Genomic DNA, 25,901 nt, shown 5'->3' with positions numbered 1-25,901 from the left:
GTATTTCGCTGCTTCACCGTTGTACTCATTCGGGAAAGAGCCCCCGGGTCCGGCGCTCAGTGTTTAACCAAATGATCGTTTGGCTTTTCACGGTGTTGACCCGGCACCGCCCGCCGGAGGTGGGCGAAGGACCGCGCACACGACCGGACGACGCGGCCGTACGGCGCGGGACGCACGACGGACTCACCGCTCACGTACCGGGCGTGCCAAAGAATTCACCAACGCCCTCCGCGTGGCCGCCGCCCGGAGATCTCTGCGGGCGATACTCGGTGCGTGCGAGCGGTCACCAGGGTCATCGGCGAGCTGTGCCTGCCCGTGGGGCTGGTCCTGCTGCTGTTCTACGCGTACCTGCTCTGGGGCACCGGCGCGGAGACCGAGCGGGAGCAGCGCGTCCTGCAGCAGCGGCTCGGAGACGTCTTCGACAGGCACGGCGAGCACGCGGGTCCCGGTGCGGTGAAGCTCGGCGACGCCCTGGCGCTGCTGCGCATCCCCCGGCTGGGCGCCGGATACCGGTACGCGGTCGTCGAGGGCGTCGGGCCGGCGGAGCTGCGCAAGGGTCCCGGCCACTTCCCCGGCACGGCGCTGCCCGGCCAGGTGGGCAACTTCGTGCTCTCCGGGCACCGCACCACCTACGCCGCGCCGTTCAACCGGCTCGACGAGCTGCGCCGCGGCGACGACATCGTGGTCGACGCGCGGGACGCCCGCTACACCTATGAGGTCACGCGCAAGGAGGTCGTCGATCCCGGGGACGTCGGCGTCGTCGACCCCGTTCCCGGCCATCCGGGGCGGCGGCCCACGACCGCGCTGATGACCATGACCACCTGCCATCCCGAGTTCTCCGCCGCGCAGCGCCTGGTCGTCCAGGGCGTGCTCGTGCGGCGCGAGGAACGGCAGGACTGACCGAGGGAGAACCGGCGTGTACAGATTCCTCTGGCGGCACCTGCCCGGCGGCACCGCGCTGCGCCTGGCCGTCGTCCTGCTGCTGACCGGCGTCGCGGTGGCCGCGCTGTGGTACGTCGTGTTCCCCTGGCTGGCTCCCCGGGTGCCGCTCGGGTGAACGCCTCGCGATCCATAACGCGGTAGTAGGGGAAAACTGGCCTGTCCCCCGCCGGGTCCGCCGAACGTACGTTTGCGGCAGCCCCACCCGAGACACCCCGGTCACCGGCGCGCCTCGTGGTGGTCATCCCCCAGCCGAGGAGACGACGGTGCACATGTCCCCCATGCGAGTGTCACGGTTCCTCCGGGCCGTCGCGGCCCTGCTCACGGGAGCGGCCGTGCTGCTCACGGTGTCGCCGGCCCGGGCGGCCCAGCCTGCCGGCGGCACCACGGCGAGCACGACGGCGAGCATGACGGCGAGCATGACGGCGAGCGCGGCGGTGCGCGTGCTGCGGTACGACGCGAGCCGGGCCGCCGAGTTCCACGCGGTGATGGACCAGGCCGCACAGGTCTGGAACGCCTCCGTCACCAGCGTGCGGCTCGTGGCGGGCACACCCGCCGACTTCGTGGTGCTCGCCGACAACGGCTGGCCCCGCACGAGCGTCACCAGGCTGGGCCGGGGCACCATCTGGATGGGCAGGGAGGCGACCGCCGAGGGCTACCATCCCCTGCGCATCGCCACCCATGAGATCGGCCACATCCTCGGTCTGCCCGACCGTCGCACCGGCCGCTGCACCGACCTGATGTCCGGTCACAGCGCCCCGGTGAGCTGCACCAACGCCACTCCCAGCGCGGCGGAGAGGAGCGCGGTCGAGGCGAACTTCGCCGGCTCCGCCCTCCGCGCGGGGGACCTCGCCGGCGGGCTCTTCGTCGACCGTCCCGACGCCGCCCGCGACCCCGTTCCCGCGCCGTAGGGCGCGTCCGGCGCGGTCGCGTCCCCGGGTCCCGCCCGTCGTGGCGCGGCCCGGGGACGGCCCGTGCCGTCAGAGCGAGGGTCAGAGGGCGAGAATCAGAGGGAGGGTTACAGGGCGACGCCGAGGAGCGCGTCGGCGATGTCGCGCACCAGCTCCGGCGAGGAGGCGTCGTCGCCCTCCGCCGCCGCCCAGGCGTCGATCGCCGCGAGCGCGCCCGGGGCGTCGAGGTCGTCCGAGAGGCGCTCGCGCACCGCCGCCAACACCGGGCCGCCCGCGGGGCCCGCCGGGCGCGCCACCGCCGCCCGCCACCGCGCCAGCCTCTCCTCCGCGGCGGCGAGCTGGTCCTGCGTCCACTCCCAGTCCGTGCGGTAGTGGTGCGCCAGCAGAGCCAGCCGTACGGCCATGGGGTCGGTCGTCTGCCGCAGCCGGGAGACGAACACGAGGTTGCCCTTGGACTTGGACATCTTCTCGCCGTCCAGGCCGACCATGCCCGCGTGGACGTACGCCCGCGCGAACGGCCACTCACCGGTGGCCACGTGGCCCTCGCAGGCGCCCATCTCGTGGTGGGGGAAGATCAGGTCAGAACCGCCGCCGGCGACGTCGAAGCCGCTGCCCAGGTTGCGCAGGGCGATGGCGGTGCACTCGACGTGCCAGCCGGGCCTGCCGGGGCCGAACGGCGACTCCCAGGACGGCTCTCCCGGTCGTTCCGCCCGCCAGAGCAGCCAGTCGAGCGGATGGCGCTTGCCCGGCCTGCCGGGGTCGCCTCCGCGCTCGCCGAACAGCTCCAGCATCGTCTCCTCGGAGTAGCCCGAGACCGCGCCGAACTTGGGCGCGGCGGCGACGGAGAAGTAGACGTCCCCGTCGATGTCGTACGTGGCGCCCCGCTCGGCCAGCCGGACGATCAGATCGGCGATCTCCCCGACGGTCTCGGTGACCCCGACGTACTCGCGGGGCGGCAGGATGCGCAGGGCCTCCATGTCGGACCGGAACAGCTCGATCTCGCGCTCGCCGAGGGAGCGCCAGTCGGTTCCGGTCGCCTCGGCCCGCTCCAGGAGGGGGTCGTCCACGTCGGTGGCGTTCTGGGTGTAGTGCACGTCGTGGCCGGCGTCCCGCCACACCCGGTTGACCAGGTCGAAGGCGAGGTAGGTGTTGGCGTGCCCGAGGTGGGTGGCGTCGTACGGCGTGATGCCGCAGACGTACAGACGGGCCTCGCCGGAGGGGGCCGTCTCCCGCACCTCACGGGCGGCGGTGTCGTACAGACGGAGCGGAAGGCCCGGACCAGGCAACCTGGGGACATTCGGAGCAGACCACGATCGCATGGTGTGAAGCCTATCCGCGAGGCCGGCGGACCGGTTCAGCCGGTCTGGTCCACGAGGTGTCGATCTCGTGCCAGGTGTCCGGGTCGTCCGGTTGGGGGCAGAAGTCGTAGCGCAGCCCCTGCTCCGCGAGGGCGACCAGCGTGACCGACAGGCTGGCGAAGACCCGGCCGTCCGGCAGCCGCCGCCGCATCACCAGCGCGCGGGGATCGTCCCAGGGCAGCCCGGCGCCCGAGGCGGGGTCGAGCCACTCCCCCCAGAACCGTTCGGACGAGCCGCCCGTGGTCCATCCGGGCCGGGCGGCGCGGGCGAACCGGGGCCGGAACCAGGCGGTGCGCGGCACGCTCTCGCCGCGGTCCCAGCCCGTGTTCACGATCATGTGCACGCCCTCGGGCAGCTTCTCCTCGGTCAGGACCTCGCCGTCCCAGCTCCACAGCCGCACACCGTCGAGCCCGCCGAGGACGAGATGGAAGGGGTCGTACCAGGACAGGTCGAGCGACGGGAGCTCCCCCGTGGCGGCGGCCAGGAGGGGCAGTTCGCCGCGTGAGTGACGCCGGCCCGCCGGGGCCGCCGTCCCCTCGCCGTTGAGCAGCGCCGCCACGCGCCGCCCCGCGGGGTCGGCGGCCAGCCAGGTGCCGCCCGCCTCCAGGTCGCGGCCGCCGACCAAGCCGGGGTACGCGGGCCAGTGCCGGTCCGGCGACATCCACGGCCGCACGACGAACTCGTCACGCACGCCCGCGAGGAGCACCGGCGCGCCGGACTCCGGCTCGACGCTCACGATGACCGTACACAATGCGTGTTCCCTCCAATATCGGTAGAGACCCCTGCAGAGTGCACAATCCACACGTTTTGCGCAAGCCTGTCTGCGGCGATCAAATCGGGGGCCACGGGATCGCGGGCCAGTCCTCGGAGGGGTGCGGGTGGACCCCGGTGGCCAGCAGCCTCTTGACCCGCTCCCACGTGGCCTCCACCTCGGCCTGGGTCAGCAGCTCACGCAGGCGCCGCCCGAGGCGGCCCCGCTCGATCTCCCGCTCCAGCCGCACCAGCACGTTGACCGACTCGCGCGGCAGCGTCTTGCCGCGCCACTGCCACAGCACGGTGCGCAGCTTGTCCTCCACCGCGAAGCAGACCCCGTGGTCCACCCCGTAGACGTGCCCGTCGGGCAGCGGCAGCAGGTGACCGCCCTTGCGGTCGGCGTTGTTCACCACGGCGTCGAAGACGGCCATGCGGCGAAGCGCGGGGTTGCGGCTGCGCATGAGGGCCATCAGGTCGGCCTCGGGATCGGCGTCGATCCACAGCTGCACCATGCCCGGGCCGAAGGGGCCGTCCCGGTAGACGGTCGGCGGCACGATGCGCCATCCGGTGGCGGCCGCCACCTCGTAGGCGGCCACCTCACGGGACGCCAGCGTGCCGTCGGGAAAGTCCCACAAGGGGCGCTCCCCGCGCACCGGCTTGTACACGCACGCCGCCGCGTGCTCACCGTCGCTGATGGAGCAGTAAAGCGTCATGTTCGTGGCCTCGACAAGTCGTCCGGCCACTTCTAAGGTGCCCTCCCGCAGCAGGCGCATCGCCGCCGCGTCGTCCAGCCCCGGCCCGTCCACGTCGCTGATGCTCGCCTCGTCCTCCGTCGTCATCCGGTTCCCCGCCCGCGCGGCGCCCCGCCGCCCTTCCAGCCGTTCACGCCGTGCCTCATGCCGTGCCTCTCATGCCGAGAACACCCCGGGATGGTGGCCGTTGAGGCGGACGCAGATGTGCCCCTCGGGGTCGAGCGGCCGGCCGCACAGCGGGCACGGCGGACGGCCCGCGGCGACCACCTCGAGCGCCCGGCGGCTGAAGGCGCGGGCGGCGGCGGCGCTTATCCGCACCCTGAGGACGGCGGGCTCGGGCCGGTCGTCGTCCAGCGGCGGCTCGTCCTCCTCGTCGCCCTCCGTCGCCTCCTGCGCCTCGATGATCACTTGCGCGGTCTCGGGATCCCAGGCGAGCGCCATCGTCCCCACCCGGAAGTCCTCGTCGATCGGCAGGTCGAGGGGGCCCTCGTCGGCCAGTTCCGCGGGGGCCATGGCCGGGACCGGCGCGCGCCCCCCGCTGCGCCGCAGCACCTCGTCGAGCAACTCGTCGAGGCGGTCGGCCAGCACGGCGACCTGGAACTTCTCGAGCGCCACCGTGGTGATCCTGCCCTGGCCTCGGGCCTGCAGGAAGAAGGCTCGTGCGCCCGGTTGCCCCACGGCACCGGCCACGAACCTGTCAGGCGGATCGTAGTCGAAGACCGGCATAGCCCGACCTTATGTGGTCCCGGCTCCGCCGCCGACGGCGGCGTCGCTTCCGGTGAGGGTTTCTCCCCCGTCTTCGTCCTCCGACACCCCTGGTGGGGGCACCAGGTTGGCCACTCCCCCGCCCACGTCGTTCGCCCTGAGCAGGAAGGGGCGCAGGGGGGTGTAGCGGATCACCGTGACGGAGGCGGGGTCGGCCGTGACGCGCTGGAACTGGTCCAGGTGGAGGCCGAGCGCGTCGGCCACGATCGCCTTGATCACGTCCCCGTGGCTGCAGACCACGTAGGTGGCCTTTTCGCCGAGCCGCTCGTTCCAGTCGCGTACGGCCCGCACGGCGCGGTTCTGCACCTCCGCCAGGGCCTCACCGCCGGGGAACACCGCCGCGCTGGGATGGGCCTGCACCACCCGCCACAGCGGCTCCTCCGCGAGCTCCTTCAGCGGCCGGCCCGTCCAGTCGCCGTAGCCGCACTCACCGAACCTGTCGTCGGTCTGCACCGAGACGGGGCGGCCCTGCGCGATGGCGGCGGCGGTCTCCCGGCACCGCTCCAGCGGGCTGGACACGATGGCGTCCAGTTCCAGGGGCGCGAGCCGTTCGGCCACCGCACGCGCCTGCTCCCTGCCGCGCTCGTCGAGGTGGACGCCCGGCGTCCAGCCGGCCAGCACCGGGCCGGTCATCGCGGTGAGCCCGTGCCGTACGAGCAGAACGGTCGTCATGACTGCACCACCCCGAGGGTCAGCAACGTGAGGAGGAACGTCCCCGCGAAGACGCGGTAGACGACGAAGACGATGGTCGAGTGGCGCGCGACGTAACGCAGCAGCCAGGCGATCGAGGCGTACCCGACGATGAACGACACGACGGTCGCGATCACAGTCGGCGCCACCGGCGGGCCGCCGCCGTCGCCGATGTGCCGCAGCTCGAACAGCCCCGACAGGATCACCGCCGGGATCGACAGCAGGAAGGAGTAGCGGGCGGCGGCCTCGCGCGTGTACCCGAGGAACATCGCGCCGGTCATCGTGGAGCCCGAGCGGGAGGCGCCCGGGATCAGCGGCAGCATCTGCCACGCGCCGATGATCAGGCCGTCGCGCATGTTGAGGTCGGCGACCTCCTTCTTCTTGCGGCCCATCTGGTCGGCCGCGAGCAGCAGCAGGCCGAAGACGATGAGCATGGCCGCGTTCAGCCACAGGTTGCGGGCCGGGCCCTCGATCGCGTCCTTGAACAGCAGGCCGGCGACGCCGATCGGGATCGTGCCCAGGCCGATGTACCACCCCATGCGCGCGTCGAGTTCCCCCCGCAACTCCGGCGTCCACAAGCTGCGCAGCCATGTCCAGGTGATCCGGACGATGTCCCGCCAGAAGTAGATGAGCACCGCGAGCATGGTGCCGAGCTGGATCACCGCGGTGAACGGGGCGCCGGGATCGTCCCACCCCGCCAGCTTGGGCACGATCAGCAGGTGCGCCGAGCTGGAGATGGGCAGGAACTCGGTGAGACCCTGCACGAGCCCGAGCACGATCGCCTGTAGTACGTCCATGGTGCGGACAGCCTATCGGCTAGTCTGTCCGCACCATGGACCAGCGACTAGTCGGGCGCAGCGGTCTGTCGGTGTCCAGGATCGGGCTCGGCACGATGACCTGGGCCCGCGACACCTCCGCCGAGGAGGCGACGGCGCAGCTCACCGCCTTCGCCGAGGCCGGCGGCACGCTGATCGACACCGCGGACGTGTACGGCGGCGGCGACGCCGAGCGCCTGATCGGCCGGCTCATCCGCGACGTGGTGCCGCGCAGGGACCTGGTGATCGCCACCAAGGCGGTGCTCACCCCCGGAGGGGAGCGGGACGCCTCCCGCCGTCACCTCATCCAGGCGCTCGACGCCTCCCTGGCCCGGCTCGGGCTGGAGGAGGTCGACCTGTGGCAGCTCCACGCGTTCGACCCCCGCGTGCCGCTGGAGGAGACGCTCGCCGCCGTAGACTTCGCCGTCTCCACCGGCCGTACGGCCTACGCGGGCGTGTGCAACTACACCGGCTGGCAGCTCGCGGCGGCCGCCACCTGGCAGCGGTGCGGCGACTCGCGGGCCCCGATCGTCGCGGCGCAGGTGGAGTACTCCCTGCTGGCCAGGGACGCCGAGGAGGAACTGCTGCCGGCCGCGGGGCACGTGGGCGCCGGAGTCCTCGCCTGGTCGCCGCTGGGACGCGGCGTGCTGACCGGCAAGTACCGCACCGGCATCCCCGCCGACTCCCGCGCCGCCACCCCGCACTTCGCCGAGTTCGTCCGGCCCTACCTGGACGAGCGGTGCCGCAGCATCGTGGAGTCGGTGACCACCGCGGCCGAGGGGCTCGGCGTGTCGCCGCTCGCGGTGGCGCTCGCCTGGGTGCGCGACCGCCCGGGCGTGTCGTCGGCGATCGTCGGCGCGCGCACCCACGCGCAGCTCCTCGGCGTGTTGCAGGCCGAGAAACTGACCCTGCCGTGGGAGATCCGCGAGGCTCTGGACGACGTCTCCGACCCGTGAGCGCCGCGCCCCGGCCGCGAGGTGAACGAGAATCGTCCTCACGTATCACACATCGATACCGAACTGCAACTTTCTACTGCATAACCCCGCGCTCTGGCGAAGAGTGACGGGTATGTCGGGGGATGGACCAGAGACTGCGGAAGGGGACACATGGGGATCGTAGGCAAGGCCTCCGCGATCTCCGCCGGGGCTCTCGCGATCGCCCTTGCCGGAGGACTCCCTCTCGCCGCATCCCCGGCACAGGCGCTCGACTGCACGGGAGGCGGTGGATTGCTCTCGGGCGTCACCGGCGGCGTCTGCTCCCTGGTCGACGGCGTGGGCAAGCTGACGGACGGTGTCACCGACGTCGCGGACAAGGCCACCGGCGGGTTGACGGAACCGGTCACGAAGGTCGTGGACGACACGCTGAAGACGACCACCGGGGCCGCGGGCACGGCGGTCCACGACGTCGGCAAGACGGTCGACAAGGCGGGCCAGACGCTGACCGGGGCGGCGGACACCGCGGTCGGCGCGGCGGGCGGAGCCGCCGACACGGCGACGGGAGCGGCGGCGCAGGCGGTGACGGGCGGCGGCAAGGACGACTCCCCCGCCACGCACAGCCCCGCCCCGAGCGTCCGGAAGCTCACCGACGGGCTGACCCGCGCCGTCCAGGGCACCTGCCTGCCCCTGGTCGCCGGCGAGGGCTGCGCGTCCCAGGGCCGCCGCGAGAGCGGCGAGGACGCGGACGGCGCGCGGCACGCACGGCCCGCCGGCAAGAAGCCGGCGCGGCCGAAGGCGTCCATGACCCCCGAGGGCACCCTTCCGCGCGAGCCGTACCGGCCGCGTCTCGTCGCGGCGCACGAGGACGCGCCGGAGACGGCGCGCCGCCGGCCCAAGGTGGACCCGGACGAGGACGGCGTCATCCCCCTCCTGTGGCCCGGGCAGAAGCTGCCCGGGCTGCCCGAGCTGCGCGGCGGCCCCGCGGGGGCGCCCGCGCGCGCCTCCCGGTCCTACGACGCGGCGGGGACGGCCCTCACCGCGGCGCTGCTGCTGTCCGCGCTGCTGGCGACCCGCGTGGTCTCGGCACGGCGGGCGCGGGCCGAGCAGCAGGAGCCGCGCGAGTCGATCCCGCTCGAGGGCGGCCTGCGGCTGCCCGGCAGGTCGGGACGTCACCGGCTCGCCTGAGCCCGGCCTCCCGTGCGCTCAGCAGTACCACTGTGCTCAGGAGTACCAGGTCGGCTCGGGAATCTCGTCCCGCAGGCGGTGGACGCCCACCTCACGGCGCTTGTACGCCACGGGGTCGTGCAGCGTGTGGGTGCGCACGTTGCGCCAGAACCGGTCGAGCCCGTAGCGGGACGCGGTCGAGCGGGCGCCGGTGGCCTCGAACACACGCGAGGTGACCTCCAGGGCCACGTCGGTGGCGTGCGCCTTGACCGCGGCCACCCGCACCTCGTGCTCGCCGCGCAGCCGGGGGGTGACCTCGTCCGGGTTGAGGTGGAACCACAGACCCTCCCGGGCGACCTCGTCGGCGAGCGCCTCGGCCGCCCACAGCTTGGCGGTGAGGTCGCCGTAGAGGTCGATGACGTACGGCTCGTCGACCGCGCGCTCGTGTCCGCCGTGCAGCCACGGGCGGGTGTGCTCCCTCGTGTACGCCAGCGCGGTCTCCAGCGCGCCGCGGGCGATGCCCAGGTAGAAGTTGACGAACACGAGCTGGATGGTCGGCACGTTGAGAGTGGCGTAGACGCGCGGCCGGAACTCCTTGTCCACGTATCCCAGGGCGTCGCTCCACGGCGCGCGCACGCCGGAGACCGTGACGCTGCCGCTCTCGGTCAGCCGCTGGCCGATGTTGTCCCAGTCGTCATGGAAGGCGAGCCCTTCGGAGCCGGAGGGGACGACGGCGAAGACATGGTTGCCGGTGCCCTCCAGCACGCCCTCCAGGACGGTGACGTCGGAGACCTTGCTGCCGGTGGAGAAGGTCTTGCGGCCGTCGAAGACGAGGGTGTCGCCCTCGTCGCGCACGACGATGTCCCGGTCGCGAGGGTTGACGGCCCCGCCGAAGAACCACCGGTCCCGTGCGGCGTCGGCCTCGATCCGCTCCCACTGCTCGCGGGTGCCCACCAGGCGCGCCGCCCAGTTCCACAGGTAGTGGTAGCCGAGCAGCTGACCGATCGAGCCGTCGGCCGCGGCCACCTCGCGGACGACCCGGTAGGCGGTGGGCCAGTCCTGCCCCGCGCCGCCGTGCCCGGCCGGGCCGAGCAGCGTGACCAGGCCGGAGTCCTTGAGCAGCCCGATCTCGGCGTACGGGGTCTTCGCGGCCCTGTCGCGCTCGGCGGCGTCCACCGCGAGGACGGCCGCCACCTCGCCGGCGCGCGCGACCCACTCGGCGGGAGTGCGCGGCGCGGGGCCGTCCGTCCAGTCCGTCCGGCTGGCGTGAGCGATGGTCACGTGTCGTCTCCTCTCGTGTGCGGCGCGTCGCGCCGGCTGTCGCTCACCAGGTTAGGCAACATTCTCTACTTGTTAAGTGGGGAAATCGCCGAACGGCCGGTAGGGTCGCCCTTGAACACCCCCGGACAAGGTGGACGACGATGCGCATCGAACAGCTTGAGTACATCCGCGCGGTGACCCGCCTCGGCTCGCTGCGCCGCGCGGCCGACCATCTGCACCTGTCCCAGCCGGCCCTGAGCGAGACCGTGCGCAACCTGGAGCGCGAACTCGGCGTCGACCTGCTGGAGCGGCGCCGGTCCGGAGCCACGATCAGCGACAAGGGCCGCGAGCTGCTGCCCTACATCAACGGTGTGCTGGAGGCGGTGGACCGCCTGCGCGGCGCGGCCGACGAGCAGCACCACACGGCCCGCATGGTCAGGCTGGGCACGGTCAACGCGGCCACCGTCCCGCTGCTGATCCCCGCCGTACGGGCCTTCCGCGAGGCCCATCCGGCGACACAGGTCGAGGTCGTGGGCGCGCAGCAGGCCGAGATCCACCGGCGCATCCGCGAGGGCAGCTTCGACCTGGGGCTGGTGAACTACCTGAGCGGCGACGACCTGCCGCCCGACCTCGCCACGACCGAGCTGCTGCGCGGCCGCCCGGTGGTGTGCGTACGGCCGGACAGCCCGCTGGCCTCGCTGCCCGCGGTCGAGGTCGCCGACCTGCTCCGCGAGCCCATGATCGTGATGCGCGCCGGCTACGTCATGCACCGCCTGGTGCACCGTCTCCTCGGCGGGCGGGCGCCGTCGTTCTCGTACTCGACCGACGGCGCCGAGATGGGCAAGCTCATGGTGGCCGAAGGACTCGGCGCCACCGTGCTTCCCGAGTTCAGCGTGGCCGGCGACCCTCTCCTGCGCAACGGCGCCATCACCTACCGGCCGCTGGCGCAGCGCGTGGCGGAGGTCCTCCTGGTGATCCAGTCGCAGCGGTCCGCCTCGGCCCCCCGGGTGGCCCGCGACCTCCACCGGCTCCTCCTCGATCGGGCGCGCGACTGCCGCGCCGGCGCACGGGCACGCGCCGCCGGGTGACAGGGCCGCCCTATCACGCCCCCGCCGATCGCGTGTGGAACTCCGGACGGCGCCGCCGTACTATCCCCATTGTCTGAGTAGGAAATACCGGAAAGGGGTCATTCGTGTCCGCGAACGTCAGTCCAGAGCCGCTGCGGTTCGCCTACTGGGTGCCCAACGTCAGCGGCGGGCTCGTCACCAGCACGATCGAGCAGCGCACCGACTGGAGCTACGACTACAACCGGAAACTGGCGGTGCTCGCGGAGGACAACGGCTTCGAGTACGCGCTGTCCCAGGTGCGCTACATGGCCAGCTACGGCGCGGCGTTCCAGCAGGAGTCGACGAGCTTCAGCCTGGCGCTGCTGCTCGCCACCCGCCGGCTGAAGGTGATCGCCGCCGTGCACCCGGGCCTGTGGCACCCCGCGGTGCTGGCCAAGCTGGTCAGCACCGCCGATCACCTGTCGGGCGGCCGGGCCGCCGTCAACGTGGTGAGCGGCTGGTTCAAGGGCGAGTTCACCGCCCTGGGCGAGCCCTGGCTGGAGCACGACGAGCGCTACCGCCGGGCCGAGGAGTTCATCCGTGTCCTGCGGGCGAGCTGGACCGAGGACAAGACGGAGTTCCAGGGCGACTTCTACCGGCTGCACGGGTACGACCTGCAGCCCAAGCCGCTGTCCGCGCCGGACCGCCCGCACCCCGAGATCTTCCAGGGCGGCAACTCCACCGCGGCGCGCGCCATGGCCGGCCGGGTGTCGGACTGGTACTTCAGCAATGGCAAGGACTTCGACGGCGTCACCGAGCAGATCGAGGAGGTCGGCGCGGTGGCGCGGGCCCACGGCCGCCGGGTGAGGTTCGGCCTGAACGGCTTCCTCATCGCCAGGGACACCGAGGCCGAGGCGCGCGAGACGCTGCGCGAGATCGTGGCCAAGGCCGACGTCGAGGCCGTTCACGGGTTCCGCGACGCGGTCCGGCAGGCGGGCAGGTCCACCCAGGACGGACGGGGGATGTGGGCCGACTCCTCGTTCGAGGACCTGGTGCAGTACAACGACGGGTTCCGCACCCGCCTCATCGGCACGCCGGAGCAGATCGCGCACCGGGCGATCGAGTACAAGAAGCGCGGCGTCGACCTGCTGCTGCTCGGTTTCCTGCACTACCACGAGGAGGTCGAGTATTTCGGCCGCCACGTGCTGCCCATCATCCGCGAACTGGAGGCGGAGATCACGGCGAAGGGCGCGTTCCCGGTGGAACCGGCCAGGGCCTGATCCCATGACCGATCTCGTCGACACTCCCCGGACCGCGCACGTCGTCACCGGCGATGAGGAGGCCCTCGCCGTCGCCGCCGAGCTGGCCGGCCGCTTCGCGGGCGGCGCCGCCGAACGGGACGCCCGCCGCGTGCTCCCGGTCGCCGAGCTGGCCGAGCTCTCGCTGAGCGGCCTGCTCGGCATCACCGTCCCCCGTGAGCACGGCGGCGCCGACGTGCGGACCGCCACGCTGGCCGAGGTCGTCCGCCTGCTCGCCGCCGCCGACCCCAACATCGCCCAGATCCCGCAGAGCCACTACGTGTACGTCAACGTGCTGCGGCAGCAGGGGTCGGCGGCGCAGCGGGCGTTCTTCTTCGCCGAGGTCCTGGCGGGCCGGCGGTTCGGCAACGCGCAGTCGGAGGCGGGCACCAGGCACGTGCAGGACTACCGCACCCGGCTGCGCCCCGCCGAGGACGGCGGCCACGTCCTCGACGGCGTCAAGCACTACTCGACCGGAGCCCTGTTCGCCGACTGGATCACCGTGCTGGCCAAGGACCCCGCCGACCGGCTCGTCGTCGCGTACGTGCCGGCCGGCGCGCCCGGCCTGACGGTCGTGGACGACTGGGACGGCATGGGCCAGCGCACCACGGCCAGCGGCACGGTCCGGCTGGAGGGCGTGCGGGTGCCCGCCGACCGCGTCGTCCCCCACCACCTGACCTTCACCGGGCCGCAGCTGCACGGCGCCCACGCGCAGCTGCTGCACGCCGCGATCGACGTGGGCATCGCCCGCGCCGCGCTCACCGAGGCGGCCGAGTTCGTGCGCACCCGCAGCAGGCCGTGGTTCGAGAGCGGGGCCGGCCACGCCGCCGACGACCCCCTGACCATCCAGCGCTTCGGCGAGCTGGAGGTCTCCGTACGGGCCGCCGAGGCCCTGCTGGGCGAGGCCGGGCGGGCGGTCGACCGCGCGCGGGAACGGCTCGACGACGAGACCGCCGCGGCGGCGTCCATCGCGGTCGCCACGGCGAAGGCCTTCGCCGACCCGGCCGCCGTCGAGGTGAGCGACGCGCTGTTCGAGGTGTCCGGCACCAGGTCGGCGCTGGACTCGCTCAACCTGCACCGGCACTGGCGCAACGCCCGCACCCACACCCTGCACGATCCCGTGCGCTGGAAGATCCAGCACATCGGCAGGTACGCGCTGAACCGGACCCTGCCCCCGCGGCACGGCCTGATCTGATCCGGTCCCATCTGACGGAGGTTCCGCCATGTCCACCATCGTCGCCCTGTCCGGCAGCCCCTCGGCGGTCTCGCGTACCGCCGCCCTCTGCGCGCACCTCGCCGACCGGCTGCGCCTCCTCGGCCACGAGGTCGACGGCGTGCAGGCGCGCGACCTGCCCGCCGAGGCGCTGCTGTCGGCGGACACACGGCATCCGCGCATCGCCGAGGTCGTCCGCCTCGTCGAGGAGGCCGACGGCGTCCTGGTCGCCTCCCCCGTGTACAAGGCCGCCTACAGCGGGCTGCTGAAGACGGTGCTCGACCTGCTGCCGCAGTTCGCGCTCGCGGGCAAGGTCGTGCTGCCGGTCGTCACCGGCGGCAGCCCCGCCCACGTGCTGGCCATCGACTACGCGCTCCGCCCGGTCCTGACCTCGCTCGGGGCCGACCACGTCGTGCCGGGATGGTTCGTCCTGGACCGGCACATCGCGGTCCGCGACGGCGAGGCCGGCCTCGACCCGGAGCACGCCGCCCCGCTCTACCGCGTGGTCGACGCCTTCGCGTCGGCCGTGGCCGCGCGCCGCCCGCTGCTCGCCGCGTCCTGAAGGGACTGCCATGACACTGACGTTCCACTGGTTCCTGCCCACGTACGGCGACAGCCGCCACCTCGTCGGCGGCGGGCACGGCACCGACGTCACCACCGCCGGCGGGGACCGGCCGGCCTCACTGGCGTACCTCGGCCAGATCGTGCGCGCCGCCGAGCAGCTCGGCTTCGAGGGCGCGCTCACCCCGGCGGGAGCCTGGTGCGAGGACGCCTGGCTGACCACCGCCATGCTGGTCGCCGGGTCCGAACGACTGAAGTTCCTGGTCGCCTTCCGGCCGGGGCTGCTGTCGCCCACGCTCGCCGCGCAGATGGCCGCCACGTTCCAGCGGCACTCGGGCGGGCGTCTGCTGGTCAACGTCGTCACCGGCGGCGAGGACCACGAGCAGCGCGCCTACGGCGACTTCCTCACCAAGGACGAGCGCTACGAGCGCACCGACGAGTTCCTCACGGTCGTACGCGGGCTGTGGCGCGGGGAACGGGTCACCCTGGAGGGCAGGCACGTCGGCGTCACGGACGCCGCGCTGAGCCGGGTGCCGTCCCCGGTCCCGGCGGTGTACTTCGGCGGGTCGTCCCCGGCGGCCGGGCGGGTGGCGGCGCGGCACTGCGACGTCTACCTGACCTGGGGCGAGCCGCCCGCGCAGGTGGCGGAGAAGATCGGCTGGATCCGCCGGGAGGCGGCCGCGGCCGGCCGCGAGGTGCGCTTCGGGATCCGGCTGCACGTCATCAGCCGGGACACCTCGGCGCAGGCGTGGGCGGAGGCCGAGCGCCTGCTGTCCGCGCTCGACCCCGCGGTCATCGCGTCGGTGCAGGCCGGCCTCGCGCGCAGCGGGTCGGAGGGGCAGCGGCGGATGCGGGCCCTGCACGGCGGCCGCACCGACGCGCTGGAAGTCTCGCCGAACCTGTGGGCCGGGGTCGGCCTGGTCCGCGGCGGCGCGGGCACGGCGCTCGTGGGCAGCCACGCCGAGGTGGCGGAGCGCATCGAGGAGTACCACGCGCTCGGGATCGACGAGTTCGTGCTGTCCGGTCACCCGCACCTGGAGGAGGCCTACTGGTTCGGCGAGGGCGTCCTGCCCCTGCTGCGCCGCGGGGGGCTGTGGCGGCACCCGGTGGACACGCTGGAGGACCCGGCTCCCGCCGCCATCCCGTTCGCCGGCGCCCCGTCCCGGTGACGCTCAGGCGCCCATCGCGTGGACGCCGCCGTCGACGTGGACGATCTCACCGGTGGTGGCGGGGAACCAGTCGGACAGCAGCGCGACGCACGCCTTGGCGGCGGGGGCGGTGTCGGCGAGGTCCCAGCCGAGCGGGGCCTTCTCCGGCCAGGAGTCCTCGAACTCCTTGAACCCGGGGATGCTCTTGGCCGCCATCGTGCGCAGCGGACCGGCGGCGACGAGGTTGACCCGGATGCCGTGCCTGCCCAGGTCGCGGGCGAGGTAGCGCGAGCAGGACTCGAGCCCGGCCTTGGCCACGCCCATCCAGTCGTACACGGGCCACGCCTTGGTCGCGTCGAAGTCCAGGCCGACGACCGCGCCGCCCTCCTTCATCAGCGGCAGGCAGGCGACGGCGAGCGACTTGAACGAGAACGTCGAGACGTGGACCGCCGTGGCGACGTCCTCCCACGAGGTGTTGAGGAAGTTGCCGCCGAGGCAGGACTGCGGGGCGAACCCGATCGAGTGGACGACTCCGTCCAGCCCGTCGAGGTGCGCGCCGACGCGGTCGGCGAGCGTGTCGAGGTGGTCGTCGTTCTGGACGTCCAGCTCGATCACCGGCGGCGGCTCGGGCAGCCGCTTGGCGATGCGCTCGACCAGGCTGAGGCGGCCGAAGCCGGTCAGCACGACCTGGGCGCCCTCCTCCTGGGCCAGCTTCGCCACGTTGAAGGCGATCGACGCGTCGGTGAGGACGCCGGTGACCAGCAGTCGCTTCCCGTCCAGCAAACCCATGTCCAGCTCCAGTCTGTCGTCCGCTCGGTGGCCTGTTCGGTGACCTGGTTCAGTGACCTGTTCAGTGGCCCATGCCGAGGCCGCCGTCGACGGGGATGACCGCCCCGGTGATGTAGGAGGCGTCGTCGCTCGCCAGGAACCTGACGACCCGGGCGATCTCCTCCGTCTGCGCCTGCCGCCCGAGCGGGATGCTCTTGCGGATCTGCTCCTGCTGCGCCTCGTCGAGCACCGCGGTCATGTCGGTCTCCACGAACCCCGGCGCGACCACGTTGACCGTGATGCCGCGCGAGCCGAGCTCGCGGGCCAGCGACCGGCCGAAGCCGACCAGGCCGGCCTTGGAGGCGGCGTAGTTGGTCTGACCGGCCGAGCCGGACAGGCCGACGACGGAGGAGATCAGGATGATGCGCCCGCGCCGCAGCCGCAGCATGGGCCGCACGGCCCGCTTGGCGACGCGGTAGGCGCCGGTCAGGTTCGTGTCGATGACGTCGGTGAAGGTCTCCTCCTTCATCATCGGCAGCAGCGTGTCCTTGGTGATCCCCGCGTTGGCGACGACCACCTCCACCGGGCCGTGTTCGGCCTCGGCCTTCTCGAAGGCGGCGTCGACGTCGGCGGAGCTCGTCACGTCGCAGCGGACCCCGAACAGCCCCTCCGGCGGCTCGCCGGAACGGTAGGTGATGGCGACGGCGTCCCCCGCGGCGGCGAGCTCACGGGCGATCGCGAGACCGATGCCGCGGTTTCCGCCGGTGACGAGTACAGAGCGAACCATGCGACCGACGGTATCGGCTACTTGGGGGTAGTCCACTTGTCCGCTGGACACAAGATCACAGGGTTAGGATCGTGGACATGCGCCAGATCGACCCCGACTTCCTCGCCCTGCCGCTGCGGCGGCTGGCGGACGCGGCCCTGCAGCGCGCCCGTGACCTGGGAGCCGAGCACGCCTCGTTCCGGCTCGAACGCGTACGCGCCGAGACGCTGCGCCTGTTCGACGCCCGGCTCGAGGGGTCCTCGGACGCCGACGACCTCGGCTTCGCCGTACGGGTCGTCAAGGACGGCACCTGGGGCTTCGCGTCCGGGATCGAGCTGACCCCGGAGGCGGCGGCCCGGGCCGCCGAGGAGGCCGTCCGGGTGGCGGCGGTCAGCGCGCCCATCAACCGTGAGCCGGTGGAGCTCGCCCCCGAGCCGGTGTACGGCGACGTGACCTGGGTGTCGTCCTACGAGGTCGACCCGTTCGACGTGCCGCTGCCGGACAAGGCGGCGCTGCTCGCGGAGTGGTCGTCGGGTCTGCTCGGCCGGGTCGACCATGTCTCGGCCTCGCTGACGCAGGTCAAGGAGCAGAAGTTCTACGCCGACTCGGCCGGCACGGTGACCACGCAGCAGCGGGTGCGGCTGCACCCCGTCCTGACGGCGATGCGGGCCGACGGCGACCGGTTCGACGACATGCGCACGCTGGCCCCGCCGGTCGGCCGGGGGTACGAGTACCTGACCGGCACCGGCTGGGACTTCCCCGCCGAGCTGGCCGAGATCCCCGACCTGCTGGACGAGAAGCTCAAGGCGCCCTCGGTCGAGGCCGGGCCGTACGACCTGGTGGTCGACCCGTCGAACCTGTGGCTCACGATCCACGAGTCGATCGGCCACGCGACCGAGCTGGACCGGGCGCTCGGCTACGAGGCGGCCTACGCCGGCACCTCGTTCGCCACCTTCGACCAGCTCGGCAGCCTGCACTACGGCTCGCCGGTGATGAACGTGACGGGCGACCGCACGGTCGAGCACGGCCTGGCCACCGTGGGCTGGGACGACGAGGGCGTGGCCGGCCAGTCGTTCGACATCGTCCGCGAGGGCACGCTGGTGGGCTACCAGCTCGACCGGCGGATGGCGCTGCTCAAGGGGCTCGGCCGGTCGAACGGCTGCGCGTTCGCCGACTCCCCCGGGCACGTGCCGATCCAGCGGATGGCCAACGTGTCGCTCCAGCCGGCCGCGGGCGGCCCGTCCACCGACGAGCTGATCTCCCGGGTCGGGCGCGGGATCTACGTCGTCGGCGACAAGAGCTGGTCGATCGACATGCAGCGGTACAACTTCCAGTTCACGGGCCAGCGTTTCTACAGGATCGAGAACGGCCGGCTGGCCGGGCAGCTGCGCGACGTGGCCTACCAGGCGACCACCACGGACTTCTGGCGCTCCATGGAGGCCGTCGGCGGTCCGCAGACGTACGTGCTCGGCGGCGCCTTCAACTGTGGCAAGGGCCAGCCGGGCCAGGTCGCGCCGGTCAGCCACGGCGCCCCCGCGGCGCTGTTCCGCGGCGTACGGATCCTCAACACCGTCCAGGAGGGTGGCAAGTGAGCGACGGGGTGACCACACCGCAGGAGACGGTGGAGCGGGCGCTCGCGCTGAGCGGGGCCGACGGCTGCGTCGTCATCGCGGACGAGGGCTCGACCGCCAATCTGCGCTTCGCCGGCAACACGCTGACGACCAACGGGGTCGCGCGCTCGTCCCGGCTCACCGTGATCTCCGTCGTGGGCGCCGGGGTGGGGGTCGTCTCGCGCTCCGCCGTACGCGCCGACCAGCTCGCGGACGTGGTGGCCGAGGCCGACCGCGCCGCGCGGGAGGCGCGGCCGTCGGAGGACGCCCGGGCGCTGGTGGAGGGAACCGCCGGGGAGGGCTGGGAGCGCCCGGTGGAGCCGACCTCCATCGACGTGTTCAGGGACTTCGCCCCCGCGCTCGGCGAGGCGTTCGCCGCCGCCGACGCCTCCGGCCGCAGGCTGTACGGCTTCGCGGAACACATCGTGACCTCGACGTTCGTCGGCTCGTCCACCGGTCTGCGGCTGCGCCACGACCAGCCGACCGGGCGGCTCGAACTGAACGCCAAGTCGGCGGACATGTCGAGTTCGGCGTGGACGGGTGTGGCCACCCGCGACTTCTCCGACGTGGACGTGGCCGCCCTGGACGAGACGCTCACCCGGCGGCTGGGCTGGGCGAAGCGGCGGATCAGCCTGGAGCCGGGCCGCTACGAGACGCTCCTGCCCGCGACCGCGGTCTCCGACCTGCTGATCTACCTGTACTGGGCGGCGGGCGCGCGGGACGCCGCCGACGGCCGCACGGTGTTCTCCCGGCCCGGCGGCGGCACCCGGGTGGGCGAGCGGCTGTCAGCGCTGCCGATCTCGCTGCACAGCGACCCCGCGCGGGCCGGCGTCGAGTGCGCGCCGTTCGTCGTCGCCCACTCCTCCGGCCGGGAGCAGTCGGTCTTCGACAACGGCCTGCCCCTGACCCGCACCGAGTGGATCAGCGACGGCACCCTGGCCAACCTCGTGCAGACCCGGCACTCGGCCGAGCTGACCGGCCTCGCCACCACCCCGCAGATCGACAACCTGATCATGACGGGGCCCGAGGGCGGCCGCTCGCTGGAGGAGATGATCGCCTCGACCGAGCGGGGCCTGCTGCTGACCTGCCTGTGGTACATCCGCGAGGTCGACCCGCAGTCGCTGCTCCTGACCGGGCTGACCAGGGACGGCGTCTACCTCGTCGAGAACGGCGAGGTCGTGGGCGAGGTGAACAACTTCCGGTTCAACGAGTCGCCGGTGGACCTGCTCGGCCGCCTCACGGAGGTGGGCGCGAGCGAGCAGACGCTGCCGCGCGAGTGGAACGACTGGTTCACCCGCGCCGTCATGCCACCGGTCCGCGTGCCCGACTTCAACATGTCGACGGTCAGCCAGGCCAGCTAGGAGTCACCGCACCCAGCGGGGCCGCGAGCCCCGCCTGAGCTTGGTCGACGGCGGTCTCGACGATCCCGTCGAGCGGTTCCGGCATCACCAGGCTGCCGGGACCGCGCATCGCCTCATTCGGCGTCCTCCAGGCGGAAGCCCACCTTCATGCCGACCTGGAAGTGGGCCACCTCGCCGTCCACGATGTGCCCGCGCACTTCGGTCACCTCGAACCAGTCCAGGTGCCGCAGCGTCTGGGCGGCCCGCCTGACGCCGTTGCGGATGGCCTGGTCGACGCTCTCGGCCGAAGTGCCCACTATCTCGGTCACCCGGTAGGTGCGATCCGACATCACGTCCTCCTGCCTGTGCCTGTCGCGTGATCGTAGCGCCGTGCGGGCGTCACCCCGCCTCACCCGGGGTCTACCGTGGAAACCGTGAATCCATGGCGCTGGTTGAGAAAAGACCGCCCGGTCGTTCACCAGGTGACGGACGCCCAGCCGTCGCTGACCGACGACGTGCGCAAGCGGGAGATCAGTTACCTCATCAAGATGGGCATCCGGCTCGTCTGCCTGATCCTGGCGGTGGCGGTACCGGCCCCCTGGCCCGTCAAGGCCCTGTTCGTCGCGGGGGCCGTTCTTTTGCCATACCTTGCCGTAATCGGGGCCAATCAGAGAGGTCACGAGCCTCCTCCGCCCCCCGGCTTTACCTCACCTGACCAAAGCGAGATACCACGCCATCGACGCGAGATCGGGTCGTGACAAAGTCTTGACGCAACCCATGGGTTGGAGGTGTACAGTTTAGCCAAGCGCTCTGGTCCCCCGTCGGAGCGCTGGTGCCGGCGTTCCGGGCCCCCGTCGGAACGCCGATGAAGCGGCGCCGGGTGGTTTGCCCCCGTAACCACCCGGCGTCGCCCTTTTCCAAGACCTTTGCACGGACCTCACGGACCGGCCGTCGCGGTCGTCTTCCCTAGGAGACGGCCCTTCCGCCGAACGGCCCCCGGTGCCCGCCCTTCCCCTCCCGCGGCGCGCCGGGGCCGTGGCGGCAGATGTCAGGAGCCAGGGGTGTCAGGAGCACGCGTGTCAGGAGCACGCCTGTCAGGAGCACGCCTGTCAGGAGTCGCGGGCGCCTCCGCGGTCGCCCGCGCCCACTCCTTCGCCATCCGGGACAGCCGCTCCACCACGTCCGGCGGCGCGGTGCCGGCCCCCTGCGCCAGCCCCAGCAGGTAGGCGGTCAACGGGGCGGCCGGCCGCGCCACGCCGTGCGCCACGTCCCTGGTCAGGTCGAGCACCGCGGTCCGGTCCACCCGGGCGGGGTCGATGCCCAGCTCGCGGCAGACCAGGGCCGTCCATTCCTCCAGCACGTTCACGCGCGCTCCCTTCACCCCATGTCCCACGGCCCGTTCACGGGCCGCACGGAGATCGTCGACGGTGTCGCAATCGAACCACGGCGGGATCTCGCCCGGCGCCACCGGCGGGCGCACAGGCGCCGGCGCCAGCGGGCCGAGCAGCCCGCGCAGCGACCGTCCCCGGTACGCGCCGAGCGCCGCCCGCAGCGCCGCCGTCCGCCACGCGCCGGTGAGCCACTGCTCACGGCCCTCGTCGTCCACGAGCACCGCGCCCGCGCCGTCCTCGGGCACGGCCGCCAGGAGCGCCCCGACGTGACCGGCGGCGACGAACGGCAGGTCGGCGGCGAGCAGGACGACCAGCGGGGAGGTCACCTCGGCGAGCCCGGCACGCAGCGCCGGAACGGGCCCGCCGCCCGGCGGGTCCTCACGGGTGAACAGCACGCCCGGCATGTCCCTCGGCGGGCCCACCACGACGACGGCGCGGGCGTCGCGGACCGCCGCCGCCACGCGCTCGACCAGAGGCAGTCCGCCGACGAGCGCGCCCGGCTTGTCCGCCCCGCCGAGGCGCTCGGCCCGGCCCCCCGCCAGGATCACGGCGTCGTACGCCGCCGCTCCGGTCTCGATGCCGGTCTCGGGACGAGGACGCACGGCGGGCTCCAGGGTCTGCGGGGCTCCGTCAGCCGCCGATGGCCGACATCGGACGGGCCGGCTGGAGGAACGCGGGGTCGTCGATGCCGTGCCCGGCCTTCTTCCTCCGCACCGCCGCGACCCATCGCTCCGCCAGTTCCTCGTCGGAGGCGCCCGAGCGCAGCGCCGTACGCAGGTCGGACTCCTCGGTGGCGAACAGGCAGTTGCGGACCTGGCCGTCGGCGGTGATTCGGACTCGGTCGCAGGCGCCGCAGAACGGCCGGGTGACCGAGCCGATCACGCCCACCCGCTGCGGGCCGCCGTCGACCAGGAACAGTTCGGCGGGGGCGCTGCCCCGTTCGCGCGGGTCGTCCTCGGTGAGGTCGAAGGACTCCTTGAGCAGCCCGAGGATCTCGTCGGCCGTGATCATGTCCTCGCGGCGCCAGCCGTGCTGGGCGTCGAGCGGCATCTGCTCGATGAAGCGCAGCTCGTATCCCCGGTCGAGGCAGTGGCGCAGCAGCGGCACGGCCTCGTGCTCGTTGACGCCGCGCATCAGCACCGCGTTGACCTTGACCGGCGTGAGCCCCGCCGCCGTCGCCGCGGCGAGCCCGTCCAGCACGTCGCGCAGCCGGTCGCGGTGCGCGAGCCGGACGAACACGTCACGGTCGAGCGTGTCCAGCGAGACGTTGACGCGGTCGAGACCGGCCCGCGCGAGCGGCTCCGCGAGGCGGGCCAGACCGATGCCGTTGGTCGTCAGCGACACCTGGGGACGCGGGCGCAGCGCGGTGGTCGCGGTGACGATCTCGACGAGTTCCCGCCGCAGCAGCGGCTCGCCGCCGGTGAAGCGGACCTCCCGGATGCCGAGCCGCTCCACGCCGACCGTCACCAGGCGGACGATCTCCTCGCCGGTGAGCAGTTCCGGTTTGGGCAGCCAGTCGAGGCCCTCGGGCGGCATGCAGTACGCGCACCGCAGGTTGCACCGGTCGGTCAGCGACACCCTCAAATCGGTCGCGACCCGGCCGAACGAGTCAACCAGCACGAGAGGACCTCCAACCCCCAGAGAGCCTCAAGCCTAAGCCCTGCCGTCATGACGGCGACAACCTCGCCGTCCCCGCCCTGATTCCCGACCGGGCACCGGCCGGCTTCGCCGCCGTGCTCGTGGCTTCCCCGAGGGCCTTCCGCCGCCCTGTCTCCGCGACGCCCGCGCCTGCCCGCCCTCACGATCCGGAGGACATCCCCCACACGTGCCAGGTGTCGATCTCGATCCAGCCGCTCACCCTCGGCCGTTCGCGGTTCGGGTACGGTTCACCCGTGTAGTGGACGGCGAGGCGGTCGATGTCCTCCAGGTCCGGGTCCTCCTCCAGCGACACCACCCGTCCCTGCAGGCTGACGTGGCGGTACCAGCCGTCGGAGTCGAGCACCGTCAGCGACACCCGGGGGTCTTGGCGCAGGTAGCCCAGCCGCTTGCGACCGGCGTCCATGTTCACCAGAACCCTGCCGTCCTGCCACAGATACCAGGTGGCCACGGAGACCGGCGCGCCGTCCGGGCGGACGGTGCTGATGACGCAGGGATTGGGGCGGGCGAGCAGTTCGACGACGTGCTCGGGCAGAGCGCCACGGGACATGGACGGAGACCTTTCCATAGCAGGGCCGCGTGGGCGGCCGGTTCAGACGCCGGTGTCACGGGCCCGCGCGTAGTGCCGGGCGGCCTTGACCCGGTTGCCGCACAGAGACATGGAGCACCAGCGGCGGGTGCCGTTGCGGGACGTGTCGAGAAAGTAGCGGATGCAGTCCGGCTGGGCGCACAGGCGGATGCGCTCGGGAGCCGCGGCCAGCAGGTCCAGGTAGTCGCGGACGGCGGTCCACGCCGCCCCCCACGCCGGGTCGTCGAACTCCGTCGTCTCGCCGGGTCCCTCCGCCGTCAGGGTGAGCCGGACGCGGCCGCGCGCGAGGACGTCGTCGGCCTGCCGGTAGACCGCGGGTCCCCCCGGGCCGGCGGCCAGCGCGGCCAGCACGTCGCGCGCGTGGACGACCGCCTCCAGCGACTCCTCGTCCGCGGCGAATCGGTCCGCCAGCCCGTGGCCGGCCAGCCACACGCGCAGGCCGGAGGGCGAGTCGAGCAGGTCGTGCAGCCGGCCGTGCTCCTTCCACCGGGTGTTCAGCAGGTCGAGCGCGAGGGGCTCCCGCGCGAACGGACGCGGGTCGGCCTCGGTCATGGCGACATCCTCCAACCGCCGCTCACTCTAACCACTCAATCATAGATGACCGGTTGCAGCACCTCATTTCTAACCCTTAAAGTCAGCGAAGGCGGTTATAGGGAGCACGGCGAGCGCTCGGGAGAGGGTTCATGTCACTGCCGGTCACAGGGGCGAAGGCGCCCGCGGAAGGGAACTCGTGGGGGCTGCGCGAGTGGGGCCTGCTCGTCAGCGTCTGCGCCGCGTTCTTCCTCGACGCGCTCGACAACATCATGGTCGGCATCGCGGTGCCGCCGATCCAGGCGGACCTCGGGATGACCACCGAGTCCGTGCAGTGGGTCGTGAGCGCGTACGTTCTCGGCTTCGGCGGCTTCCTGCTGCTCGGCGGGCGCATGGCGGACCTGCTGGGCCGTCGCCGCATGTTCCTCGCGGGTGTCGCCGTCTTCGCCGCCGGATCGCTGGCCGGCGGTGTCACCGGCGAGGGACTGGTCGTGATCGTCGCCCGGTTCGTCATGGGCGTCGGCGCCGCGTTCACCGCCCCGGCCGGCCTGTCCATCATCGTCACCGGCTTCGCCGAGGGCCCGCCGCGCAACCGCGCGCTGGGCGTCTACACCGCGTGCGGCGCGGTCGGCTACTCGACCGGCGTCATCGTGGGCGGCTCGCTGACCGAGATCAGCTGGCGCTGGACGTTCCTGCTCCCGGTCGCCGTGGCGCTCATCGCGTTCGCCGGCGCCCTGTCGCTCGTGCCGCGCGACGTCGCGCCCGGCCGGCGCGGGGGCCCGTTCGACCTCGCCGGCGCCGTCACCGTGACGGCCGCGATGCTGCTGCTCGTCTACGGCATCGTCGAGGCGCCCACCGCGGGGTGGACGTCGCCGCGCACCCTGGTGATGTTCACCGCCTCCATGGTGCTCCTCCTGGCCTTCGTCGTCATCGAGCGCCGGACGGCCCGGCCCCTGCTGCGCCTGGGCATGCTGCGCAACGGCGCGCTGGTGGGCGCGAGCCTGGTCGCGGCGGCGATCCTCGGCACCTACATGAGCTTCCAGTTCATCGGGGGCCTCTATCTGCAGTCGCTGCGCGGCTGGTCGCCGATGCAGATGGCGCTGGCCTTCCTGCCCGTCGGCCTGCTCATCGCGACGATCGCGCCGCGGGCCGGCACGCTGATCTCGCGGTTCGGGGTCCGATGGATGATCTTCGCGGGATTCGTCGCCTACACCGCGTCGTACCTGCTCTTCCTGCGGATCGACGAGGCGTCCCCGTACGCCTGGGTGATCCTGCCGAGCATTCTGCTCATCGGCGTGGCCTTCCCCCTCTCCTTCCCCGCCGCCAACGTCCAGGCGACCACCGGTGTGGCCGACTCCGAGCAGGGGCTGGCGGCCGGTGTGCTGCAGACGGGATACCAGGTCGGCGCGGCGATCGTCCTCGCGATCGTGACCGCCGCGATGTCGGCCGGCGGCGCGACGGGCGGCGCCGCGACCCTGTCCGGCTACCACAACGGTCTTCACGTCGTCACCGGCGTCTCCGCCGTGACCATGCTGCTCACGCTCGTCGCGGCGTTGCGCGCCCGGGCACGGCGCTCCCGGCCGGCCGCGACGCGGGCGACGCCGTGACCGCGGCGCGGCGGGCCGGTGGCACGGGAGTGAGC

General features: G+C 72.8%; 28 protein-coding genes. 14 read left to right on the top strand and 14 right to left on the bottom strand.

Annotation, left to right across the window (positions count from 1 at the left end):
- Nucleotides 1–273 precede the first annotated feature (273 nt).
- The 3 genes from ACWEQG_RS24460 to ACWEQG_RS24450 all read left to right on the top strand — a co-directional run bounded on the left by ACWEQG_RS24460 (nucleotide 274) and on the right by ACWEQG_RS24450 (nucleotide 1,850).
- Nucleotides 274–900 (top strand): class E sortase, encoded by a 627-nt coding sequence (locus tag ACWEQG_RS24460; protein WP_452288029.1) that lies wholly within the window; start codon nucleotides 274–276, stop codon nucleotides 898–900.
- Nucleotides 901–916: 16 nt separating this feature from the next.
- Nucleotides 917–1,057, top strand: a complete 141-nt coding sequence (locus ACWEQG_RS24455) for a hypothetical protein (RefSeq protein WP_363473724.1) — start codon at nucleotides 917–919, stop codon at nucleotides 1,055–1,057.
- 154 nt (nucleotides 1,058–1,211) lie between these two features.
- Nucleotides 1,212–1,850 (top strand): snapalysin family zinc-dependent metalloprotease, encoded by a 639-nt coding sequence (locus ACWEQG_RS24450; RefSeq protein ID WP_452288027.1) that lies wholly within the window; start codon nucleotides 1,212–1,214, stop codon nucleotides 1,848–1,850.
- Nucleotides 1,851–1,957: 107 nt separating this feature from the next.
- Here the strand turns inward: ACWEQG_RS24450 and mshC are convergent, their stop codons facing one another.
- The 6 genes from mshC to ACWEQG_RS24420 all read right to left on the bottom strand — a co-directional run bounded on the left by mshC (nucleotide 1,958) and on the right by ACWEQG_RS24420 (nucleotide 6,965).
- Nucleotides 1,958–3,169: a cysteine--1-D-myo-inosityl 2-amino-2-deoxy-alpha-D-glucopyranoside ligase gene (gene mshC, locus ACWEQG_RS24445; protein WP_452288025.1), complete on the bottom strand. Its 1,212-nt coding sequence runs from the start codon at nucleotides 3,167–3,169 to the stop codon at nucleotides 1,958–1,960.
- Between the two features lie 10 nt (nucleotides 3,170–3,179).
- Complete coding sequence (locus ACWEQG_RS24440; protein WP_452288023.1) at nucleotides 3,180–3,944, bottom strand: NRDE family protein; 765 nt, start codon at nucleotides 3,942–3,944, stop codon at nucleotides 3,180–3,182.
- 94 nt (nucleotides 3,945–4,038) lie between these two features.
- Nucleotides 4,039–4,800, bottom strand: a complete 762-nt coding sequence (locus ACWEQG_RS24435) for an SCO1664 family protein (protein ID WP_363474354.1) — start codon at nucleotides 4,798–4,800, stop codon at nucleotides 4,039–4,041.
- 69 nt (nucleotides 4,801–4,869) lie between these two features.
- Nucleotides 4,870–5,439: a DUF3090 family protein gene (locus ACWEQG_RS24430; protein WP_169985798.1), complete on the bottom strand. Its 570-nt coding sequence runs from the start codon at nucleotides 5,437–5,439 to the stop codon at nucleotides 4,870–4,872.
- Nucleotides 5,440–5,448: 9 nt separating this feature from the next.
- Entirely contained in the window at nucleotides 5,449–6,150 is a 702-nt protein-coding gene (locus ACWEQG_RS24425; RefSeq protein WP_452288021.1) for a histidine phosphatase family protein, read from the bottom strand.
- Entirely contained in the window at nucleotides 6,147–6,965 is an 819-nt protein-coding gene (locus tag ACWEQG_RS24420; protein ID WP_452288019.1) for an undecaprenyl-diphosphate phosphatase, read from the bottom strand. The genes ACWEQG_RS24425 and ACWEQG_RS24420 overlap by 4 nt, the downstream gene beginning before the upstream one ends.
- Before the next feature lie 35 nt (nucleotides 6,966–7,000).
- Between ACWEQG_RS24420 and ACWEQG_RS24415 the strand changes: the two genes are divergently transcribed.
- Nucleotides 7,001–7,939, top strand: a complete 939-nt coding sequence (locus tag ACWEQG_RS24415; protein WP_363473225.1) for an aldo/keto reductase — start codon at nucleotides 7,001–7,003, stop codon at nucleotides 7,937–7,939.
- A 150-nt stretch (nucleotides 7,940–8,089) separates the two neighbouring features.
- Nucleotides 8,090–9,103 (top strand): hypothetical protein, encoded by a 1,014-nt coding sequence (locus ACWEQG_RS24410; protein ID WP_452288017.1) that lies wholly within the window; start codon nucleotides 8,090–8,092, stop codon nucleotides 9,101–9,103.
- A 36-nt stretch (nucleotides 9,104–9,139) separates the two neighbouring features.
- Here the strand turns inward: ACWEQG_RS24410 and ACWEQG_RS24405 are convergent, their stop codons facing one another.
- Nucleotides 9,140–10,363, bottom strand: coding sequence for an acyl-CoA dehydrogenase family protein (locus tag ACWEQG_RS24405; RefSeq protein ID WP_452288015.1), 1,224 nt, complete (start codon nucleotides 10,361–10,363; stop codon nucleotides 9,140–9,142).
- A 140-nt stretch (nucleotides 10,364–10,503) separates the two neighbouring features.
- On the opposite strand from ACWEQG_RS24405, the gene ACWEQG_RS24400 reads away from it, so the two are divergent.
- From ACWEQG_RS24400 to ACWEQG_RS24380, 5 genes are all read left to right on the top strand, one after another.
- Nucleotides 10,504–11,430, top strand: coding sequence for a LysR family transcriptional regulator (locus ACWEQG_RS24400; protein WP_452288013.1), 927 nt, complete (start codon nucleotides 10,504–10,506; stop codon nucleotides 11,428–11,430).
- Nucleotides 11,431–11,534: 104 nt separating this feature from the next.
- Nucleotides 11,535–12,668 (top strand): dimethylsulfone monooxygenase SfnG, encoded by a 1,134-nt coding sequence (gene sfnG, locus ACWEQG_RS24395; RefSeq protein ID WP_452288011.1) that lies wholly within the window; start codon nucleotides 11,535–11,537, stop codon nucleotides 12,666–12,668.
- Between the two features lie 4 nt (nucleotides 12,669–12,672).
- Nucleotides 12,673–13,881, top strand: coding sequence for an SfnB family sulfur acquisition oxidoreductase (locus ACWEQG_RS24390; protein ID WP_452288009.1), 1,209 nt, complete (start codon nucleotides 12,673–12,675; stop codon nucleotides 13,879–13,881).
- Nucleotides 13,882–13,909: 28 nt separating this feature from the next.
- Nucleotides 13,910–14,461, top strand: coding sequence for an NADPH-dependent FMN reductase (gene ssuE, locus ACWEQG_RS24385; RefSeq protein WP_452288007.1), 552 nt, complete (start codon nucleotides 13,910–13,912; stop codon nucleotides 14,459–14,461).
- 10 nt (nucleotides 14,462–14,471) lie between these two features.
- Nucleotides 14,472–15,629: an LLM class flavin-dependent oxidoreductase gene (locus ACWEQG_RS24380; protein ID WP_452288005.1), complete on the top strand. Its 1,158-nt coding sequence runs from the start codon at nucleotides 14,472–14,474 to the stop codon at nucleotides 15,627–15,629.
- A gap of 3 nt (nucleotides 15,630–15,632) precedes the next feature.
- On the opposite strand, the gene fabI is transcribed toward ACWEQG_RS24380, so the two are convergent.
- Entirely contained in the window at nucleotides 15,633–16,397 is a 765-nt protein-coding gene (gene fabI / locus ACWEQG_RS24375) for an enoyl-ACP reductase FabI (RefSeq protein ID WP_346227259.1), read from the bottom strand.
- A gap of 61 nt (nucleotides 16,398–16,458) precedes the next feature.
- Entirely contained in the window at nucleotides 16,459–17,163 is a 705-nt protein-coding gene (fabG, locus tag ACWEQG_RS24370) for a 3-oxoacyl-[acyl-carrier-protein] reductase (protein ID WP_363473754.1), read from the bottom strand.
- A 77-nt stretch (nucleotides 17,164–17,240) separates the two neighbouring features.
- Between fabG and ACWEQG_RS24365 the strand changes: the two genes are divergently transcribed.
- Entirely contained in the window at nucleotides 17,241–18,734 is a 1,494-nt protein-coding gene (locus ACWEQG_RS24365) for a TldD/PmbA family protein (RefSeq protein ID WP_452288003.1), read from the top strand.
- Nucleotides 18,731–20,113 carry a metallopeptidase TldD-related protein gene (locus ACWEQG_RS24360; protein WP_452288001.1) on the top strand — a complete coding sequence of 461 codons (1,383 nt, stop codon included), beginning with the start codon at nucleotides 18,731–18,733 and terminating at the stop codon, nucleotides 20,111–20,113. The genes ACWEQG_RS24365 and ACWEQG_RS24360 overlap by 4 nt, the downstream gene beginning before the upstream one ends.
- A 113-nt stretch (nucleotides 20,114–20,226) precedes the next feature.
- On the opposite strand, the gene ACWEQG_RS24355 is transcribed toward ACWEQG_RS24360, so the two are convergent.
- Nucleotides 20,227–20,442: a dodecin gene (locus ACWEQG_RS24355; protein ID WP_079314915.1), complete on the bottom strand. Its 216-nt coding sequence runs from the start codon at nucleotides 20,440–20,442 to the stop codon at nucleotides 20,227–20,229.
- 84 nt (nucleotides 20,443–20,526) lie between these two features.
- Here ACWEQG_RS24355 and ACWEQG_RS24350 point away from each other — a divergent pair, with 84 nt between their 5' ends.
- Nucleotides 20,527–20,850 (top strand): DUF3099 domain-containing protein, encoded by a 324-nt coding sequence (locus tag ACWEQG_RS24350; protein ID WP_346227255.1) that lies wholly within the window; start codon nucleotides 20,527–20,529, stop codon nucleotides 20,848–20,850.
- A gap of 290 nt (nucleotides 20,851–21,140) precedes the next feature.
- Here ACWEQG_RS24350 and ACWEQG_RS24345 read toward each other — a convergent pair whose 3' ends face one another.
- The 4 genes from ACWEQG_RS24345 to ACWEQG_RS24330 form a co-directional block, all read right to left on the bottom strand.
- Nucleotides 21,141–22,085 (bottom strand): NTP transferase domain-containing protein, encoded by a 945-nt coding sequence (locus tag ACWEQG_RS24345; protein ID WP_452287999.1) that lies wholly within the window; start codon nucleotides 22,083–22,085, stop codon nucleotides 21,141–21,143.
- Nucleotides 22,086–22,113: 28 nt separating this feature from the next.
- Complete coding sequence (gene moaA / locus ACWEQG_RS24340) at nucleotides 22,114–23,103, bottom strand: GTP 3',8-cyclase MoaA (protein ID WP_452287997.1); 990 nt, start codon at nucleotides 23,101–23,103, stop codon at nucleotides 22,114–22,116.
- A 178-nt stretch (nucleotides 23,104–23,281) separates the two neighbouring features.
- Nucleotides 23,282–23,689 (bottom strand): PPOX class F420-dependent oxidoreductase, encoded by a 408-nt coding sequence (locus ACWEQG_RS24335; RefSeq protein ID WP_452287995.1) that lies wholly within the window; start codon nucleotides 23,687–23,689, stop codon nucleotides 23,282–23,284.
- 42 nt (nucleotides 23,690–23,731) lie between these two features.
- Entirely contained in the window at nucleotides 23,732–24,280 is a 549-nt protein-coding gene (locus tag ACWEQG_RS24330; protein ID WP_452287993.1) for a CGNR zinc finger domain-containing protein, read from the bottom strand.
- A 131-nt stretch (nucleotides 24,281–24,411) separates the two neighbouring features.
- Between ACWEQG_RS24330 and ACWEQG_RS24325 the strand changes: the two genes are divergently transcribed.
- On the top strand, nucleotides 24,412–25,866 hold the full coding sequence (locus ACWEQG_RS24325; protein WP_452287991.1) for an MFS transporter: 1,455 nt from the start codon (nucleotides 24,412–24,414) through the stop codon (nucleotides 25,864–25,866).
- The last annotated feature ends 35 nt before the right edge of the window (nucleotides 25,867–25,901 follow it).

The sequence above is a fragment of the Microbispora sp. NPDC004025 genome (assembly GCF_053604425.1).
The sequence above is the reverse complement of the archived record's forward strand: the minus strand, read 5'-3'. Positions and strand labels throughout refer to the sequence as shown.

Bases quoted from the DNA above. Each gene is read 5' to 3' on its own strand.
- ACWEQG_RS24330 (WP_452287993.1), bottom strand. From the start codon at position 24,280: ATGACCGAGGCCGACCCGCGTCCGTTCGCGCGGGAGCCCCTCGCGCTC.
- ACWEQG_RS24425 (WP_452288021.1), bottom strand. From the start codon at position 6,150: ATGACGACCGTTCTGCTCGTACGGCACGGGCTCACCGCGATGACCGGC.
- ACWEQG_RS24390 (WP_452288009.1), top strand. From the start codon at position 12,673: ATGACCGATCTCGTCGACACTCCCCGGACCGCGCACGTCGTCACCGGC.
- ACWEQG_RS24335 (WP_452287995.1), bottom strand. From the start codon at position 23,689: ATGTCCCGTGGCGCTCTGCCCGAGCACGTCGTCGAACTGCTCGCCCGC.
- ACWEQG_RS24400 (WP_452288013.1), top strand. From the start codon at position 10,504: ATGCGCATCGAACAGCTTGAGTACATCCGCGCGGTGACCCGCCTCGGC.
- ssuE (WP_452288007.1), top strand. From the start codon at position 13,910: ATGTCCACCATCGTCGCCCTGTCCGGCAGCCCCTCGGCGGTCTCGCGT.
- ACWEQG_RS24420 (WP_452288019.1), bottom strand. From the start codon at position 6,965: ATGGACGTACTACAGGCGATCGTGCTCGGGCTCGTGCAGGGTCTCACC.
- ACWEQG_RS24380 (WP_452288005.1), top strand. From the start codon at position 14,472: ATGACACTGACGTTCCACTGGTTCCTGCCCACGTACGGCGACAGCCGC.
- ACWEQG_RS24355 (WP_079314915.1), bottom strand. From the start codon at position 20,442: ATGTCGGATCGCACCTACCGGGTGACCGAGATAGTGGGCACTTCGGCC.
- fabG (WP_363473754.1), bottom strand. From the start codon at position 17,163: ATGGTTCGCTCTGTACTCGTCACCGGCGGAAACCGCGGCATCGGTCTC.
- ACWEQG_RS24415 (WP_363473225.1), top strand. From the start codon at position 7,001: ATGGACCAGCGACTAGTCGGGCGCAGCGGTCTGTCGGTGTCCAGGATC.
- fabI (WP_346227259.1), bottom strand. From the start codon at position 16,397: ATGGGTTTGCTGGACGGGAAGCGACTGCTGGTCACCGGCGTCCTCACC.
- mshC (WP_452288025.1), bottom strand. From the start codon at position 3,169: ATGCGATCGTGGTCTGCTCCGAATGTCCCCAGGTTGCCTGGTCCGGGC.
- ACWEQG_RS24365 (WP_452288003.1), top strand. From the start codon at position 17,241: ATGCGCCAGATCGACCCCGACTTCCTCGCCCTGCCGCTGCGGCGGCTG.
- ACWEQG_RS24325 (WP_452287991.1), top strand. From the start codon at position 24,412: ATGTCACTGCCGGTCACAGGGGCGAAGGCGCCCGCGGAAGGGAACTCG.
- ACWEQG_RS24430 (WP_169985798.1), bottom strand. From the start codon at position 5,439: ATGCCGGTCTTCGACTACGATCCGCCTGACAGGTTCGTGGCCGGTGCC.
- ACWEQG_RS24450 (WP_452288027.1), top strand. From the start codon at position 1,212: ATGTCCCCCATGCGAGTGTCACGGTTCCTCCGGGCCGTCGCGGCCCTG.
- ACWEQG_RS24435 (WP_363474354.1), bottom strand. From the start codon at position 4,800: ATGACGACGGAGGACGAGGCGAGCATCAGCGACGTGGACGGGCCGGGG.
- ACWEQG_RS24410 (WP_452288017.1), top strand. From the start codon at position 8,090: ATGGGGATCGTAGGCAAGGCCTCCGCGATCTCCGCCGGGGCTCTCGCG.